At 30.3% G+C, this 17,124-nt stretch carries 18 protein-coding genes; all 18 read left to right on the plus strand.

Annotated elements, in window-relative coordinates:
- Nucleotides 1-6: 6 nt before the first annotated feature.
- The 18 genes from K6T82_RS17420 to K6T82_RS17505 all read left to right on the plus strand — a co-directional run bounded on the left by K6T82_RS17420 (nt 7) and on the right by K6T82_RS17505 (nt 17,121).
- Nucleotides 7-909: an NAD-dependent epimerase/dehydratase family protein gene (locus K6T82_RS17420; RefSeq protein WP_223708291.1), complete on the plus strand. Its 903-nt coding sequence runs from the start codon at nt 7-9 to the stop codon at nt 907-909.
- 10 nt (nt 910-919) lie between these two features.
- Complete coding sequence (gmd, locus tag K6T82_RS17425; RefSeq protein WP_223708293.1) at nt 920-2,038, plus strand: GDP-mannose 4,6-dehydratase; 1,119 nt, start codon at nt 920-922, stop codon at nt 2,036-2,038.
- Between the two features lie 51 nt (nt 2,039-2,089).
- Entirely contained in the window at nt 2,090-3,022 is a 933-nt protein-coding gene (locus K6T82_RS17430) for a GDP-L-fucose synthase family protein (RefSeq protein WP_223708295.1), read from the plus strand.
- A gap of 8 nt (nt 3,023-3,030) precedes the next feature.
- Nucleotides 3,031-3,996, plus strand: a complete 966-nt coding sequence (locus K6T82_RS17435; protein WP_223708297.1) for an MraY family glycosyltransferase — start codon at nt 3,031-3,033, stop codon at nt 3,994-3,996.
- Nucleotides 3,993-4,412 (plus strand): WxcM-like domain-containing protein, encoded by a 420-nt coding sequence (locus tag K6T82_RS17440; RefSeq protein ID WP_223708299.1) that lies wholly within the window; start codon nt 3,993-3,995, stop codon nt 4,410-4,412. The genes K6T82_RS17435 and K6T82_RS17440 overlap by 4 nt, the downstream gene beginning before the upstream one ends.
- A 2-nt stretch (nt 4,413-4,414) precedes the next feature.
- On the plus strand, nt 4,415-5,539 hold the full coding sequence (locus K6T82_RS17445) for a DegT/DnrJ/EryC1/StrS family aminotransferase (RefSeq protein WP_223708301.1): 1,125 nt from the start codon (nt 4,415-4,417) through the stop codon (nt 5,537-5,539).
- A gap of 18 nt (nt 5,540-5,557) precedes the next feature.
- Complete coding sequence (rfbC, locus tag K6T82_RS17450; protein WP_223708303.1) at nt 5,558-6,106, plus strand: dTDP-4-dehydrorhamnose 3,5-epimerase; 549 nt, start codon at nt 5,558-5,560, stop codon at nt 6,104-6,106.
- Nucleotides 6,106-6,951 (plus strand): dTDP-4-dehydrorhamnose reductase, encoded by an 846-nt coding sequence (gene rfbD / locus K6T82_RS17455; RefSeq protein ID WP_223708305.1) that lies wholly within the window; start codon nt 6,106-6,108, stop codon nt 6,949-6,951. Before rfbC ends, rfbD begins: the two co-directional genes overlap by 1 nt.
- Nucleotides 6,952-7,012: 61 nt before the next feature.
- A complete protein-coding gene (gene rfbA / locus K6T82_RS17460) occupies nt 7,013-7,897 on the plus strand; it encodes a glucose-1-phosphate thymidylyltransferase RfbA (RefSeq protein ID WP_223708307.1) in 885 nt (294 codons plus the stop codon).
- Between the two features lie 84 nt (nt 7,898-7,981).
- Nucleotides 7,982-9,949: a polysaccharide biosynthesis protein gene (locus K6T82_RS17465; RefSeq protein WP_223708309.1), complete on the plus strand. Its 1,968-nt coding sequence runs from the start codon at nt 7,982-7,984 to the stop codon at nt 9,947-9,949.
- Between the two features lie 144 nt (nt 9,950-10,093).
- On the plus strand, nt 10,094-10,960 hold the full coding sequence (locus K6T82_RS17470) for an ABC transporter permease (protein WP_223708312.1): 867 nt from the start codon (nt 10,094-10,096) through the stop codon (nt 10,958-10,960).
- A complete protein-coding gene (locus K6T82_RS17475) occupies nt 10,961-12,226 on the plus strand; it encodes an ABC transporter ATP-binding protein (RefSeq protein ID WP_223708314.1) in 1,266 nt (421 codons plus the stop codon). It begins immediately after the preceding gene.
- The gene (locus K6T82_RS17480) at nt 12,226-13,299 is read left to right on the plus strand and encodes a DegT/DnrJ/EryC1/StrS family aminotransferase (protein ID WP_223708316.1); all 1,074 of its coding nucleotides are present in this window, start codon (nt 12,226-12,228) and stop codon (nt 13,297-13,299) included. The genes K6T82_RS17475 and K6T82_RS17480 overlap by 1 nt, the downstream gene beginning before the upstream one ends.
- Nucleotides 13,299-13,994, plus strand: a complete 696-nt coding sequence (locus K6T82_RS17485) for a WbqC family protein (protein ID WP_223708318.1) — start codon at nt 13,299-13,301, stop codon at nt 13,992-13,994. The genes K6T82_RS17480 and K6T82_RS17485 overlap by 1 nt, the downstream gene beginning before the upstream one ends.
- Entirely contained in the window at nt 13,991-14,620 is a 630-nt protein-coding gene (locus K6T82_RS17490) for a class I SAM-dependent methyltransferase (RefSeq protein WP_223708326.1), read from the plus strand. Before K6T82_RS17485 ends, K6T82_RS17490 begins: the two co-directional genes overlap by 4 nt.
- A gap of 2 nt (nt 14,621-14,622) precedes the next feature.
- Nucleotides 14,623-15,276, plus strand: a complete 654-nt coding sequence (locus K6T82_RS17495; protein WP_223708329.1) for an acetyltransferase — start codon at nt 14,623-14,625, stop codon at nt 15,274-15,276.
- Nucleotides 15,277-15,278: 2 nt separating this feature from the next.
- Complete coding sequence (locus tag K6T82_RS17500) at nt 15,279-16,208, plus strand: glycoside hydrolase family protein (protein WP_223708331.1); 930 nt, start codon at nt 15,279-15,281, stop codon at nt 16,206-16,208.
- A gap of 22 nt (nt 16,209-16,230) precedes the next feature.
- Nucleotides 16,231-17,121, plus strand: a complete 891-nt coding sequence (locus K6T82_RS17505; protein WP_223709156.1) for a glycosyltransferase — start codon at nt 16,231-16,233, stop codon at nt 17,119-17,121.
- Nucleotides 17,122-17,124: the final 3 nt, after the last annotated feature.

Raw genomic sequence — 17,124 nt, forward strand, 5'->3', positions numbered from 1 at the left:
GTAAAGATGAATAATATATTAATAACTGGTTCAAATGGTTTTCTTGGGAAATTAATTTACGCAGAATTAGAAAATGGAAATAAAGTTTTTGGGTTATCTAAAAATTCGGGAAATTATAAGCTTTCATTAGAAAAAGATATTCCAGTTTTTTATGATAATTTTGATCTCGTAATACATTGTGCTGGAAAAGCACACGTTGTTCCTAAAACTAAAATTGAGAAAAAAGAGTTTTATGATGTTAATGTATTAGGAACTCAAAATCTGTTAAAAGGATTAGAAAAATCTAGATTACCTAAAGAGTTTATTTTTATAAGTTCAGTATCTGTATATGGACAAGATAAAGGTAATGATATTCAAGAAAATTATCCTTTGCAAGCTACTGATGCATATGGACAAAGTAAAATTGAAGCTGAAAAAATTATTACAAATTGGTGTGAAGACAACAATGTTACTTGTACAATTTTACGTTTGCCATTACTTGTAGGCAAAGATGCTCCTGGAAACTTGGGAGCAATGATAAAAGCCATTACCAAAGGATACTATTTTAATATAGGAGGTGGAAAAGCAAAAAAAAGCATGGTTTTAGGAAAAGATGTAGCTTCAGTAATCATGAAAGTTGCTCCAATTGGTGGGATTTATAATCTTACAGATGGACATCATCCAAATTTTCATGAATTAAGTTTGGCAATTTCAAAAAATAAAAACAAGAAAAAACCATTTAACTTACCAATTAAAATAGCTTTGCTTGTGGGTAAATTTGGAGATCTTTTGAAAGGGAAAGCGCCAATAGATTCGTTAAAAATAAAAAAAATGAGTTCTGATTTAACTTTTGATGATAGTAAAGCTAGAAACTTGTTAGGCTGGAATCCTCAATCAGTGATTGAATATATATATAATAATAAAATATAAAAATATAAAAATGAAAATTGCACTTATAACAGGAATCACTGGACAAGATGGATCCTATTTAGCAGAATTACTATTAGAAAAAGGTTATATGGTTCATGGAGTTAAAAGAAGAGCATCTTCTTTTAACACACAAAGAATTGATCATATTTATCAGGATCAACATGAAGCACATGTAAATTTTAAGTTACACTATGGTGACTTAACAGATTCTACGAATGTTATTAGAATTATCCAAGAAGTAAAACCAGATGAAATATATAATTTAGGAGCTATGAGTCACGTAAAAGTTTCTTTTGATTCTCCAGAATATGTTGCAAATGTTGATGGAATTGGAACATTAAGAATTTTAGAAGCAGTTCGTATTTTAGGTTTAGAAAATAAGACGCGTATTTATCAAGCTTCAACTTCAGAATTATATGGTGGATTAGCTGAGAATAAAAATGAAAGAGGTTTTTACGATGAGCATTCTCCATTTTATCCACGTTCACCTTATGGAGTTGCAAAAATTTATGGTTTCTGGATTACTAAAAATTATAGAGAGGCATATGATATATTTGCTTGTAATGGAATTTTATTCAACCATGAGTCTCCGCGTAGAGGAGAAACTTTCGTTACTCGTAAAATTACAATGGCTACAGCAGCTATAGCACTAGGAGAGCAAGAGTGTTTGTATTTAGGGAATTTAGATGCACAACGTGATTGGGGACATGCTAAGGACTATGTAGAGGCTATGTGGCGTATTTTACAACAAGATGTCGCAGAAGACTACGTAATTGCTATGGGAGAAACTACTTATGTACGTGATTTTGTTAAAATGTCATTTGCTGAAGTAGGAATCAATATCGAGTTTAGAGGACAAGGTGTAGATGAAAAAGGTTATGTTGCATCATGTAGTAATCCTGATTACCAAATTGAGATAGGTAAACAAGTTATTGCAGTAGATCCACAATATTTCCGTCCAACAGAAGTTGATTTGCTTATTGGTGACCCTACTAAATCAAAAACAAAATTAGGTTGGGTTCCTCAATACGATTTAGCTGGGTTAGTAAGAGAAATGATGGCGTCTGATCTTGACTATGTTAAGAGAGAAAAAATGTTAAATGAAGTAAAATCTTCAATTAGATATTAATTTAAATAAATCAAGAATGATTTATTATTCTTTGATTTAGAAATTATCATTATGAATTTACAAGATAAAATATATATAGCAGGACACCGTGGAATGGTTGGTTCTGCTATTTTACGTCAACTAAAATCACAGGGTTACAACAATTTTGTGCTTAAAACTTCTTCTGAACTAGATCTGCGAAATCAACAAGCTGTAGCTGATTTTTTTGTAGAAGAAAAACCAGATTATGTTTTTTTAGCAGCAGCAAAAGTTGGTGGAATTATTGCTAATAATACTTATAGAGGAGATTTTATTTATGAGAATCTGATGATACAAAATAATATCATCCATCAGTCTTATTTAAATAATGTCAAGAAATTAATGTTTCTGGGCTCTTCATGTATTTATCCTAAGATGGCTCCTCAGCCTTTGAAAGAAGAATACATGCTTACAGGTGAATTAGAGCCAACAAACGAACCATATGCAATTGCAAAAATTGCTGGTATAAAAATGTGCGACGCTTATAGAAGTCAGTTTGGATGTAATTTTATTTCTGTAATGCCAACTAATCTATACGGACCAAACGATAACTACGATTTAAAAAATTCTCACGTTCTTCCAGCAATGTTGAGAAAATTTATTACAGCAAAACGTAATAACGATTCTTCTGTAACAATTTGGGGGTCAGGAAGTCCAAAAAGAGAGTTTTTGCATGCAGATGATCTTGCACAAGCTTGTCTTTATTTAATGGAAAACTATAATGAAGAAGGGCTTGTAAATATTGGGGTAGGAGAAGATATTTCAATTCTAGATTTAGCTGTTTTAGTAAAAAAAATAGTTGGTTTTGAAGGTGAAATCTTAACAGATACTTCCAAACCAGATGGTACGCCTCGTAAACTAATGGATGTTTCTAAATTAAATGGTTTTGGTTGGAAAGCAAAAATAAGTTTAGAAGAAGGTATTCAAAAAGTATATGACGAAATAAAAAATATTAACTGGGAATAATTCATAAAATGGAATACACAATTTTAGGAATTATCTTAATGATTATTATGCTACTTTATTTCAAAGTAGCAGATCGATTTAATATAATTGATAAACCAAATCAAAGAAGTTCTCATACTGAAATAACTTTAAGAGGAGGTGGAATAATTTTCTGGTTTTCTGCTTTGCTTTATTTTGTACAGCACATACAGAGTAATTATTTTTTCTTTACAGGAATTACATTAGTTAGTCTGGTAAGTTTTTGGGATGATATTCAAAATTTATCTAATAAATTAAGAATCTCCATTCACTTTCTTGCAATTACATTGATATTCTTAGATTTGGATTTGTTCAATACTATTCCGATCTGGGGCATTTTGATTGCTTATGTTTTGGCTATTGGTTTGATAAATGCTTATAATTTCATGGATGGAATTAATGGCATTACAGGAATTTATACCTTATCAGTAATGGGAGCATTATTGTATGTAAACACAAAAGTGCAGCTTTTTACAGATGGAAGTTTCATAAAATATGCTATGATAGCAAGTTTTGTCTTTTTGTTCTTTAATTATAGAAAAAAAGCAAAATGCTTTGCAGGAGACGTAGGAAGTATTGCCATTGCTTTTTGGGTAATTTATTTAGTTTTGAAGTTAATTATTATTACTAATTCACTTGTTTGGTTACTTTTCTTAGCAGTTTATGGAGTAGATGCCGTGTTTACTATTATACATAGACTATATTTGAAGCAAAATATATTTGAAGCACATCGTTTGCATTTTTATCAAATCTTAAGTAATGAGTATAAAATTCAACACAGATTGGTAGCATTACTTTACGGTGTAATTCAAATTTCAATTTCATTTTTAGTGGTGAATCTTTATCAGAAAGTGGATGATATAATTATCTTTTTACTTATAATTCTACCTTTGCTTCTTGTTTATTCATTAAAATTCTATTTGCTAAGTAAAAGTAATTTAAGATTAAGAGCATGAAACCAAAAGTAATTCAAGGAGGGAATTTTGCAGATCATAGAGGAAGTATCTCTTTTGTAAATGATTTTAATTTTTCTGATATCGAAAGGTTTTACATTATTAGCAACTCTAATGAAAATCCTTTTCGTGGTTGGCAAGGACATAAATTAGATGCTAAAAATTTTTACTGTCTAACAGGATCTTTTAAAATTCATTTTATTAAAATTGATAATTGGGAAAATCCGTCAAAAGATTTAATGATTGAAACGATTGTGGTCTCAGAATCTGATAGTAAAATTGTTCATATTCCTGCAGGGTATGCAAATGCTGTAGAATCTCTGGAAGAGAAATCAAAATTAATGTCATTTTCTACCTTACCATTAACTAAAGTAAGTGAGGATGATGTCCGTTATCCGTTTGATTATTGGCATATTTAATAATGAATAATAATAGGATTTATTTATCGTTGTCTCAGGAAAGTGGTTTTGAACAAGAGTATATACAAAAAGCTTTAAAATCAAATTGGATTACTTCTGGAGGACCAAACGTAGATGAATTTGAAAATGAACTTCAAAATTATTTTGATAAAGGAAAATTTGTAGCCGCACTGAATTCTGGAACATCAGCAATACATCTGGCGTTACTTTTACTTGGAGTCAAAGAAGATGATGAAGTGATAAGTCAAAGTATGACATTTGCTGCTTCAGCAAATCCGATTTTGTATCAAAAAGCAATTCCAATATTGGTTGATAGTGAACCTGAAACATGGAATATCTGTCCTGAGTATTTAGATATTGCAATAAAAGATCGAATACAAAAAGGTAAAAAACCAAAAGCTATTATTGCAGTTCATTTATATGGAATGCCATATAAAGTGGATGAAGTTCATGCAATAGCGGAAAAATACGAAATACCAATTATTGAAGATAGTGCTGAAGCGTTTGGTAGTAGTTATAAAGGAAAGAAATGTGGACAATTTGGAACTTTTGGAATAATTTCCTTTAATGGTAATAAAATTATCACAGCTTCGAGTGGAGGAGCATTAATTGCTAACTCTCAAAAAACAAAAGACAAAGCAATTTTTTACGCTACTCAATCGAAAGATAATGCTGCACATTATCAGCACAGCGAATTGGGATATAATTACAGAATGAGTAATATCTGTGCAGGAATTGGTCTAGGACAAATGAAAGTATTAGAAAACAATATTAGTGCAAGAAGAAATAATCACTTGTTTTATAAAGAAGTTTTTAAAGAAATTAAAAATGTAAAGCTTTTTGATAATTCAAATGAAGATTTTTTTTCAAATTATTGGCTCAGTACAATACTGCTAGATACACAAGAAGAAAGAGAGAAATTAAGAATTACTTTTGATAAGGCAAATGTAGAAAGTCGTCCTTTATGGAAACCCATGCATTTGCAACCACTTTTTGAAAATTATCCCTATTATGGAAATAAGGTGTCTCAAGAATTATTTGAGAAAGGATTATGTCTTCCATCGGGATCAAATTTAAAAAATGAAGATAAAATTAGAATAAAGGAAGTTATATTTAGTTTCTTTTAAATTGAATAAATTTAAAATATGAAAATCGAAAAAACATTTATCGAAGACTTAGTAATTGTAGAACCAGCAGTTTTTGGAGACGAAAGAGGTTATTTTTTTGAATCTTACAGTAAAACAAAATTTGAAGATCTAGGAATCAACATTGATTTTGTTCAAGATAATCAATCCTTTTCAAAAAAAGGAACTTTAAGGGGTTTGCACTATCAAAACCCACCTTTTGCGCAAACAAAATTAGTTAGAGTTTTAGAAGGTGAAATCATCGATGTTGCTGTAGATTTGAGAAAAGATTCTCCTACTTACGGAAAAGCATTCAGTATTTTATTGTCCGCAGAAAATAAAAAGCAGTTGTTGGTTCCGCAAGGATTTGCACATGGTTTTTCAGTTATTAGCGAAACAGCTTCTGTCATGTATAAATGTGATCAGTTTTACAATAAACCTTCTGAAGGAGGAATTAAATATGATGATCCTTCTTTAAATATTGACTGGGGTATGGACTTAAAAGATGCAATAGTTTCAGAAAAAGATCAAATTCTACCTTATATTGATAATTGTAATAGTTTGTTTTAATGAAAAAAATTCTAGTAACTGGTGCGACAGGACAGTTAGGATCTGAACTTTCGGTTTTGGCACCTGCTTATCCTCAGTATGAATGGGTATTTGCGGATCGAAATAAAGTGACATTAGATGATTTAGAATTGCTTCAATCTCAATTGGAAGCAATTAAACCAGATATTATATTTAATTGTGGTGCTTATACTGCAGTTGATAAAGCTGAATCTGAAAAGGATTTAGCTTTTAAGATAAACCAGCAAGCAATAGCATTAATTGCAAAATATGCAGTAGAAAATAATGCTCAATTAATTCATATTTCAACAGATTATGTTTTTGACGGATCTTCTTCAGTTGCTTTAAATGAAGAGGCGGAAACTAATCCAATTAATGTGTATGGAGAAAGTAAACTGGCTGGTGAAGTTGCATGTTTAAAAGAAAATCCTGAATCGATTATTATCAGAACCTCTTGGGTTTATAGCAAATTTGGAAATAATTTTGTGAAAACCATGCAGCGATTAATGCAGGAAAGAGACGAAATAAATGTTGTAAACGATCAAATAGGGTCACCTACATATGGTGCAGATTTGGCACAAGCAATGATCGATATCGTTGAATCTTCAAAATGGATCTCTGGAATTTATAATTATTCTAATGAAGGGGAAATTAGTTGGCACGAATTTGCATTAAGCATTAAAGAATTAGGAAACTATGATTGTAAAGTTGGAGGGATACCATCTTCATCATACCCAACACCAGCAAAACGTCCTAATTTTTCATTGCTAGATAAGACAAAAATAAAATCAGTTTATAGTTTAGACGTTCCAAATTTTAAAGATAGTTTGAAAAAGATATTTATGTAAAACAATTTGATATTTTGTATTCTATTGTGAAACAAAATATTCAAATCTAAAATCAAATTTTATGAAAGGAATAATATTAGCTGGAGGTTCTGGTACGAGATTGCATCCATTAACATTAGCAGTAAGTAAGCAATTAATGCCGGTTTATGATAAACCAATGATTTATTATCCATTGTCAACTTTAATGATGGCGGGAATCAATGAAATTTTAATTATTTCGACTCCTCATGATTTACCACATTTTAAGAAACTTCTTGGAGACGGAAGCTCGATTGGTTGTAAATTCAGTTATGCTGAACAACCAAATCCAAATGGCTTAGCTCAGGCTTTTGTAATTGGCGAAGAGTTTATTGGTAAGGATAAAGTAGCCTTAGTCTTAGGAGATAATATTTTCTTCGGAACCAATATGCAACAGCTTTTAAAGGATAACGCTGATCCGGATGGAGGAGTTGTTTTTGCTTACCACGTTTCTGATCCAGAAAGATATGGAGTAGTTGAGTTTGATGAAAATAAAAATGCAATTTCAATCGAAGAAAAACCCTTAGAGCCTAAATCAAATTACGCAGTTCCGGGATTATATTTCTATGATAATTCTGTGGTAGAAATAGCAAAAAATATTAAACCAAGTGCTCGTGGTGAATATGAGATTACAGATGTAAATAAAGTATATCTTGAAAAAGGACAATTAAAAGTTGGAATCTTAAGTAGAGGTACGGCTTGGTTGGATACAGGAACTTTTAATAGTTTAATGCAAGCTGGTCAATTCGTACAGGTCCTAGAAGAAAGGCAAGGTTTAAAAGTAGGTTGTATTGAGGAAATTGCATGGAGACAAGGATTTATTAACGATGCCCAACTAGAGGAGTTAGCTCGACCATTACTTAAATCAGGTTATGGAACTTATTTGCTAGAATTTTTGAAACAAAAGAAAAAAGGTGTTAAAATTTAATTTGCACCACTAAGTAATTGTTTAAAACCTTTAATTTGTATTTTTGTGTAAAGTTCAAATTATACTGACTTAAATAATGATCAATTGAATACAGATAAACCAAATAATATAACATCTTTGTTGTATAAAAATTTTTCGCCAAGAAATCTTAGGGCAAATATTAATAATCTTAGTTATTTGCCGAGATGGATTATCATTGCTATTGATGTAATGGTTCTGTTTTTTTCTTTTTCATTTACCTATTTGCTTTTTGACGGAACGGCTATAGGTTATATTATTACATCGCACGATTTTTATTTTGTAGCAAGTTTAATCCTAGTCAATATATTTTTCTTTTGGCTTTTTAGAACTTATTCGGGAATTATTCGACATTCATCTTATATTGATGCCATAAAACTGCTGTTTTCTCAAATGTCGGTTTTAGTGTTTTTCTTGTTTATAAATCTTGTTTTTGAATTATATACGGGACATAAAGCATACTTAAATACAGCGCTTTTTATCAATTTGGTTTTGTCTTTTTGTGGACTGTTTTTATATCGTGTGATAGTAAAACAGACTTTTGAAATGTATTTTTCTGAGAAAGCTACAACCAAACTTGTTAGAACTGTAATTTATGGAACTGATGCCAATGCAATTTCTGTCGCTAATGCATTAAAATTTGAAACACCTTCTCGATTTAAAATTGTTGGTTTTGTTGACAAAAACAATCAGAATGCATCTAAGCGTATGCTGGATCTTCCGATTTTAATTTTAAGAAAAAAGCTTCCAGCCTTAATGCGATCTGTTGCTGCAGAAGGAGTTATCATTGCAGATAAAAGTTTAACAAAAGATGAACAGCTGATTATAGTAGACCAGTGTTTAGAATTCAATTATAGAGTCTATACCGTTCCGTTGATTTCAGATTGGGAAAATCAAAAGGAAATTTCGCAGAAAGTAAAAAATATTCAGATTGAGGATTTATTAGAAAGAAAACCTATAGTCCTAGACAGTAAATCAATTTCGAAACAGCTGAAAGATAAAACAATTCTAATTACTGGAGCTGCTGGATCTATTGGAAGTGAAATAGTGAGACAGGTATTGAATTTTGGGCCGAAGAAAGTTATCGTTGTAGATCATGCTGAGACACCTTTGCACAATTTGTGTTTAGAGACACAAGCGATGAATGTTGATACTAAAATTGTAGCTGTAATTGCCGACGTTAGAAGTAAAAAAGCGTTAGAAAAAGTATTTAAGAGCTATACACCACACGTTGTCTTTCATGCTGCGGCTTATAAACACGTACCTCTAATGGAAGAGAATCCTTCACAGGCCATTCAAACCAATATTAAAGGAACTAAAAACTTGGCTGATTTATCCTGTAAATATAAAGTTAAGAAATTTGTGATGGTTTCTACCGACAAAGCGGTTAATCCGAGTAACGTGATGGGGGCCAGCAAGAGAATTGCTGAGAAATATGTACAGTCGCTATTCTTAAAGAATCAAAGAGAGAATGTAGAAGGAGGGACTAAATTTATTACAACCCGCTTCGGAAATGTATTAGGTTCAAATGGTTCAGTTGTTCCATTATTTACTAAACAAATTGCAGAAGGTGGACCTGTGACAATTACACATCAGGATATTATTCGTTATTTCATGACAATTCCAGAAGCTTGTCAGCTCGTATTAGAGGCTGGTGCAATGGGTAATGGTGGCGAAATATATATTTTTGACATGGGTAAACCAGTGAAAATTATTGACTTAGCTAAGAAAATGATTAAATTGGCTGGTTTTATTCCAGATAAAGAAATTAAAATCAAGATTGTTGGTTTGAGACCTGGTGAGAAACTCTACGAAGAATTGTTAAATGATACTTCTAAGACTCTTCCAACTTACCACAACAAAATCATGATTGCACAAGAAATTCAGGATGAGTACGAGAATTTACATATCGATGTAGACGAACTTATCGGGATAGCAGATTTTTACGAAAATGATGATATTGTAACTAAGATGAAAAAAATCGTTCCAGAGTTTAAGAGTATGAATTCTACTTTTGAAGTCTTAGATAAATAATCTAATTTATCAAATTCAAAATATAATCAAAAGGTGTTTTTTTTATAAGAACACCTTTTGGCATTTTTAAACAATTTTCAAAATGTTAAAAATCTTGTTAATTTTTGAATACTGTCAGAAACAAGTTTTACCCCATTCTTTCTAATGAATCACATTGATAATACAAAAGATTGGCTGTTTGAAATAACACCCAAGAATAAGTTTTTTTCGTTAAATTTTAAAGAAATTTGGCAATATAGAGATTTATTGATGCTTTTTGTCAAAAGGGATATTATTACAGTATACAAACAAACTGTTTTAGGACCTCTTTGGTATCTTATACAACCATTATTTACTTCTATAACATTTACTATTATCTTTAATAATGTTGCCGGAATTAAGACAGGAACCATTCCTCCATTTTTATTTAATCTGGCAGGAATCATGGTTTGGAATTATTTTACTTCTTGTCTTAGCGGAACTTCGGATAGTTTTAAATCTAATGCAGGAATATTTGGGAAAGTTTATTTTCCAAGAATAATAACTCCTTTGTCCATAGTGATTTCAAATTTAATTAAATTCGGAATTCAATTCGGGATATTTATATTCTTTTACCTTTTCTTTTATTTTCAAGGGGCAGACCTAAGTTTAAATGGATCAATTTTACTTTTTCCGTTAGTAATCGCATTTATGGGTATTTTGGGATTAGGATTAGGTATGATAATTTCATCAATGGTAACAAAATACCGTGATTTAAATAATTTAGTCAGTTTCGGAATACAATTACTAATGTATATATCGGCCGTAATGTATCCGATGGAATTGATAAAAGAGAAACTACCAAAATTTGGCTGGATAGTACAGTATAACCCATTAGCCTACGTGATAGAAACTTCTCGTTACATGCTTTTAGGTATTGGCAACATCTCCATTTTAGGTTTGGTATATACAATGGTACTTACAATTGTAGTTTTCTTTGTTGGATTGTTGATTTTTAATAGAACAGAAAAAAGCTTTATAGATACGGTATAAATGAAAGATATTATTTTAAAAGCCGAAAATATCTCTAAGCAGTATCGTTTAGGGCAGGTTGGAACCGGAACGCTAAGTCACGATTTAAATCGTTGGTGGCATAGAATTAGAGGAAAAGAAGATCCGTATTTAAGAATTGGAGATACAAACGATCGTTCTACAAAAGGAACTTCAGATTATGTTTGGGCTTTGCAGGATATTAACTTCGAAGTTGAAAGAGGAGAAGTTTTGGGAATTATCGGAAAAAATGGTGCAGGAAAATCTACGCTTTTAAAAATTCTTTCAAAAGTTACAGCGCCCACAACAGGAAGTATTAAATCTCGCGGACGCATTGCGTCATTATTAGAAGTTGGAACTGGATTTAATGGCGAAATGACTGGAAGAGAAAATATTTTTCTGAATGGAGCTATTTTAGGAATGACAAAAAAAGAAATTACTTCTAAGCTTGATGAAATTATCGAATTTTCAGGATGTGAACGCTATATAGATACTCCTGTAAAAAGATATAGTTCTGGAATGACAGTTCGTTTAGCATTTGCCGTTGCTGCTTTTTTGGAACCTGAAATTTTGGTTATTGATGAGGTTTTGGCAGTTGGTGATGCCGAATTTCAGAAAAAAGCCATTGGTAAGATGCAAGATATTTCTAGAGGAGAAGGAAGAACAGTTTTATTTGTAAGTCATAATATGGCGGCTGTAAAAAGTTTATGTACAAAAGGGGTAGTTATGGAGTATGGTAAAATAAAACTAATAAGTGATATTGAACATGCAGTTAGTTATTATTTAAGCGGAGATTCTGAGATAATAAACCAAAAAGTATTCACAAATGGTTATGAAAAGGATGAGTTTAAATTAGAAAAAATTTCAATAAAAAACAAAGGTAAAGATATTGAAGAGCCACTTTCAGAAAATGATGAAATAGAATTAACAACTATAATCACATTAAAAGATAATCAAGCGGATCGTTATCATATTACATATCATTTGTATAATGAAATGGGTGAAGCACTTTTTTCTTTTTCAAATGAAAGTAATAAATTAAAATACGGAAAAAATGAATTAACTTGTTTGTTTCCTGCTTCATTCTTTCAATCTGGACAGTATTTTTTATCCTTTTTCTTTATAGTAGACAGACGCGATGCCCTTTTCATTGAAAAGGATATTTTGTCCTTTAATATAGTTGATGGTAGTAGAGATTTAGGAGTATTTATGGGAAGAGAACCAGGATATATTAAACCTAAGTTTAACTGGATATTAAAAAATAATTAATGATCACAGTAACCAAAACCTTTCTACCGCCGCTAGAAGAATATAATAAGTATCTAAGACGTGTTTGGGAAAACCAATGGCTTACTAATCGCGGAGAGCTTGTAATAGCCTTAGAACAAAAATTAAAAGAATATTTAAATGTTTCAAATATTATTGTAACCAATAATGGAACAATACCTTTACAAATAGCCTTAAAATTATTAGGAAATCGTGGTGAAATTATAACAACACCATTTAGTTACGTTGCTACATCAGCTGCGATTGTTTGGGAAAATTGCACGCCTGTTTTTGTCGATATTCATCCTGAATATTTAACTATTGATGAGACTAAGATTGAAGACGCTATTACAGACAAAACCACAGCAATTTTAGCAACACATGTTTTTGGTAATCCATGCAATGTAGAAATTATTGAAATTATAGCGCAAAAACATAATCTAAAAGTAATTTATGATGCCGCTCATGCTTTCGGTGTAACTTACAAAGAAAAGTCGTTATTTGAGTATGGAGATATAAGTACTTGTAGTTTTCATGCAACTAAGTTGTTTCATACCGGAGAAGGAGGGGCAATGTTTACCAAAGATGCAAACTTATATCATAAATTTTTTTATAGCCATAATTTTGGACACAATGGCGCTTTAGCTTTTCATGATGTAGGCATTAATGGGAAAATTTCAGAGCTTAATGCCGCAATGGGATTAGCAATTTTACCTTATTTGGAAAATATAATTTCTGAAAGGAGAAAGGTAATAGATTATTACAATCAAAATTTAAATTTAAATAAAATTCAACTTTTAAAATTAAGAGCTGATACGCAATGGAATTACAGTTATTATCCGGTTATTTTTAAAAGTGAAGAAGTATTATTGAAAGTAGAAGGAAAATTAAATGACAATCAAATTTTTCCAAGACGATATTTTTACCCTTCTTTAAATAAATTAAGTTATATTAAAGATAGCGAAATGCCTCAATCAGAAAGTGTTTCTTGCCGAGTTTTATGCTTACCTTTATATGTTGGCTTGTCTGTTCAAGAGTTACAACTAATAATTTCAATTATAAACGAAAATTTATAATGCGAGTAGCTATTATGCAACCTTATTTTCTTCCTTATATAGGATATTTTAAGTTGATCAGCCAAGTAGATACTTTTGTAGTTTACGATGATGTAAATTTTATAAAAAGAGGATGGATAAACAGAAATAATATTTTGGTAAATGAAAAAGCATTTTTATTTACAGTTCCTCTAAAATTGGCGAGTCAGAATAAATTAATCAATGAAATTGAGATTGATATAAATTCTATATGGAAAGATAGTTTGCTTAAAACTATACAGTTATCTTATGCAAAGGCTCCGTTTTTCGAGGAAGTTTATCCTATTATTGAAGAAATAGTAGGTTTTAAAGAAAAAAACATTTCAAAATTCATAATTTATTCTTTAAAAAGGATATGTGATTTTCTAGATATAAAAACAAACATTCTTATTTCATCTGAAATTAGAAAAAATAATGATTTAAAAGGTCAAGAAAAAATAATTGAAATTTGTCAAAAACTTGGCGCTACAGAATATTTAAATGCATCTGGAGGAAAAGATTTATACGAACAAAATGAATTTTTAAATAAAAATATTTGTCTAAAATTTATAGGATCCTCTTCGATAACTTACTCACAATTTAAAAATACATTTATACCTTATTTATCAATAATCGATGTTATGATGTTTAATTCGTCAAAAAGTATTGTCGAATTTTTAAATAGTGATAATCTATGAAAAAATATAATGAAATAATCAAACATTACGAAAGCTGTTTAGAAAAGTATGGAGACAATCATTTAGGAGTAGATTGGCCAAAGTTAGAAGATGTAGACAAACGCTATAAAGTGATGTTAGATGTTATAAAATTTAATGAAGAAAACAACAAAGAAGTATCTTTATTAGATTTTGGCTGTGGCACTGCTCATCTTTTAGATTATATTCAGAAGAATAAAATGTCAATTAATTATTCCGGCTTAGATATTTCTCATAAATTTATTGATGTTTCAAAAGAAAAATTCCCAAATCATTCTTTCTATTGCTTAGATATATTTGAAACAGAAACGACCTTAGATAATTTTGATTATATAATCATGAATGGGGTTTTTACGGAAAAAAGATCATTGAGTTACGATGAAATGTGGAAGTATTTTTGTGATTTGCTAAAAATTATTTATAAAAAAGCGAGTAAGGGATTTGCGTTTAATGTAATGTCAAAAAATGTTGACTGGGAAAGGGAAGATCTGTTTCATGTTTCACATGATGAATTAACTAGGTTTTTATGCAATGAACTCTCTAGAAACTATATTATAAGAAACGATTACGGATTGTATGAATATACTATATATGTTTTTAAAAAATAATTATGGCAAAAATTATAATTTTTGGAATTCAGGATTTTGCAGAACTAGCACATTATTATTTGCAAAATGATTCTCAACATGATGTAGTTGCATTTGCTGTTAATGAGGATTATTTACCTGAGGATAAGTTTTTTAAAGGATTGCCAATAGAAGCTTTTGAAGATATTGAAAAAAAATATTCTCCAAAAGATTTCAAGTTTTTCGCTCCAATGGCACCTCAAAAAATGAATACATTAAGGGAAAATATCTATAATAATATTAAATCAAAAGGTTATGATTTAATTAGTTATATAAGTAGTAAAGCGACAATTTTTAATGGATCTATAGGCGATAACTGCTTTATATTAGAAAACAATACAATTCAGCCTTTTACGACTATAGGTAACAATGTTATTTTATGGAGTGGAAATCATATTGGTCATCATAGTGTAATAAAAGACCACGTTACTTTTACATCACATGTAGTATTATCAGGACATTGTGTGGTTGAAAATTACTGTACTTTTGGAGTGAATTCAACCATTAGAGATGGTTTACATATAGCGGAAGGAACCTTTGTTGGAATGTCAGCAAGCATAACTAAAAATACTGAATCGTGGTCAATATATAAAGGGAATCTAGGTCAAAAATCAGAAATTTCAAGTAAAAAGATATAAGGATGTGGAAAAAAAAAGGGCTACTTTTTAATATAGATGATTATAAAAATGATTTTATAAAATCGCATGCTTCTATACCGTTTGCGTTTCATGTTGAAGGCAATACTTTTAGAATTTATTTTAGTTCAAGAAATGAAAATGGAAAATCTTTGCCTTACTATGTTACAGCAAATATAAATGCCGGAAGTATTCAAATAATAAGTGAACCCGTAGGACCACTTCTTGATTTGGGGAAATTAGGAACTTTCGATGACAGCGGAATAATGCCATCATGTTTGATAAAAGAAAATAATCAATTATTCATGTATTATATAGGGTGGAATCCTCAAACAACAGTTTCCTATAGGCTCTCTATAGGTCTTGCAATTAGTCATGATGATGGACTAACTTTTAAAAGATACAGCGAAGGACCAATATGCGATAGGAGTCTAGATGAACCTTATTTTAATACTGCACCGTATGTAATTAAGGAAAGGAACATTTGGAAGATGTGGTACATATCTTGTACAGGATGGGAAATAATCAACAATTATCCTGAACCTTCATATCATATAAAATATGCTGAATCAGAAGATGGAATTAATTGGAACAGAAATGGAACTATTAGTGTAGATTATGATCAAAAAGCAAAAGCACTTGGTAGACCATGTATTTTAAAAATAAATAATATCTATAATATGTATTTTTCATATCGAAATACTGACGGATATCGAGTTTCTAATAAAGATGGATATAAATTAGGATTAGCATTATCATCAAATGGCATTGACTGGGAAAAAAGATATGATGAGACAGGTATTACATTATCAGATTCAGGTTGGGATAATAAGATGATGGAGTATTGTCATGTTTTTGTGCATAATGGATTTACCTATATGCTTTATAATGGGAATGAATTTGGAAAAGAAGGTTTTGGATATGCAGTCAAATAGTCTGCCGTACCTAGCGGTATACATGATCACTTATAATCATAGTAAATTTATCGAACAAACGATAGAATCTATTATGAACCAAACGACTAATTTTGATTACAAATTATTTATTGGAGAAGATTTTTCATCGGATGATACTCGAGCTATTTGTAAAAGATTAAAGTATAAATATCCAGATAAAATTGATTTGTTTTTAAATGATACTAATTTAGGAGCAAATGTAAATGCAAGACAAATTTTTAAAGCTTGTTTTGAAAGTGGAGCAAAATATGTTGCTCTTTGTGAAGGCGACGATTACTGGATTGATCCTCTAAAATTGCAAAAACAAGTAGATTTTTTAGAAGACAATAAAGATTATGTTTTATGTTTTCATCCGATAAAAATTTTAAAACAAGATGGAGAAATAGTAGATGATTTTATTACAAATGTCCCACAAGATTATGAAACCATAGAGACCCTAGCGAGATTAGGTAACTATATACATACACCATCAGTAGTTTTTAGAAATGTTATCAAAGAACTTCCTTTCGAATTTCAATTAACTCCCATAGGTGATTATTTTCTTTATATCATTCTTGCTCAATATGGCAAATTAAAATGCTTAGAAGAAAAAATGGCTGTTTACAGGTACAATGTTGGTGTAATATCAAAAATGTCAAATTTGGATATAGCAAATAATAATGTAAAAATGTACTCCTGTATGATTGGCTATATTAAAAATGAAAATGTAAAGAAAATTATTATTGAAAAGCAGATAAAAGTTGTGACAGGGCATTATAAAATGATTAAAGCCACTTATGATGACGCTTTTATCTCTCGGCATTTTATTTTTTTGAAAATAAAAAAGATTGCTTTTTTTAGTAAGAATCCAAAATTATTCTGGAAAAGAGTAAAAAAGAAATTTCAATTTTAATTA

This window comes from Flavobacterium potami, from assembly GCF_020026915.1.
Taxonomy (GTDB): Bacteria; Bacteroidota; Bacteroidia; order Flavobacteriales; family Flavobacteriaceae; genus Flavobacterium; species Flavobacterium potami.

What these genes read in the sequence shown, in the direction of transcription:
- K6T82_RS17420 (WP_223708291.1), top strand. Translation starts at nt 7, where the DNA reads ATGAATAATATATTAATAACTGGTTCAAATGGTTTTCTTGGGAAATTA.
- gmd (WP_223708293.1), top strand. Translation starts at nt 920, where the DNA reads ATGAAAATTGCACTTATAACAGGAATCACTGGACAAGATGGATCCTAT.
- K6T82_RS17430 (WP_223708295.1), top strand. Translation starts at nt 2,090, where the DNA reads ATGAATTTACAAGATAAAATATATATAGCAGGACACCGTGGAATGGTT.
- K6T82_RS17435 (WP_223708297.1), top strand. Translation starts at nt 3,031, where the DNA reads ATGGAATACACAATTTTAGGAATTATCTTAATGATTATTATGCTACTT.
- K6T82_RS17440 (WP_223708299.1), top strand. Translation starts at nt 3,993, where the DNA reads ATGAAACCAAAAGTAATTCAAGGAGGGAATTTTGCAGATCATAGAGGA.
- K6T82_RS17445 (WP_223708301.1), top strand. Translation starts at nt 4,415, where the DNA reads ATGAATAATAATAGGATTTATTTATCGTTGTCTCAGGAAAGTGGTTTT.
- rfbC (WP_223708303.1), top strand. Translation starts at nt 5,558, where the DNA reads ATGAAAATCGAAAAAACATTTATCGAAGACTTAGTAATTGTAGAACCA.
- rfbD (WP_223708305.1), top strand. Translation starts at nt 6,106, where the DNA reads ATGAAAAAAATTCTAGTAACTGGTGCGACAGGACAGTTAGGATCTGAA.
- rfbA (WP_223708307.1), top strand. Translation starts at nt 7,013, where the DNA reads ATGAAAGGAATAATATTAGCTGGAGGTTCTGGTACGAGATTGCATCCA.
- K6T82_RS17470 (WP_223708312.1), top strand. Translation starts at nt 10,094, where the DNA reads ATGAATCACATTGATAATACAAAAGATTGGCTGTTTGAAATAACACCC.
- K6T82_RS17475 (WP_223708314.1), top strand. Translation starts at nt 10,961, where the DNA reads ATGAAAGATATTATTTTAAAAGCCGAAAATATCTCTAAGCAGTATCGT.
- K6T82_RS17480 (WP_223708316.1), top strand. Translation starts at nt 12,226, where the DNA reads ATGATCACAGTAACCAAAACCTTTCTACCGCCGCTAGAAGAATATAAT.
- K6T82_RS17485 (WP_223708318.1), top strand. Translation starts at nt 13,299, where the DNA reads ATGCGAGTAGCTATTATGCAACCTTATTTTCTTCCTTATATAGGATAT.
- K6T82_RS17490 (WP_223708326.1), top strand. Translation starts at nt 13,991, where the DNA reads ATGAAAAAATATAATGAAATAATCAAACATTACGAAAGCTGTTTAGAA.
- K6T82_RS17495 (WP_223708329.1), top strand. Translation starts at nt 14,623, where the DNA reads ATGGCAAAAATTATAATTTTTGGAATTCAGGATTTTGCAGAACTAGCA.
- K6T82_RS17500 (WP_223708331.1), top strand. Translation starts at nt 15,279, where the DNA reads ATGTGGAAAAAAAAAGGGCTACTTTTTAATATAGATGATTATAAAAAT.
- K6T82_RS17505 (WP_223709156.1), top strand. Translation starts at nt 16,231, where the DNA reads ATGATCACTTATAATCATAGTAAATTTATCGAACAAACGATAGAATCT.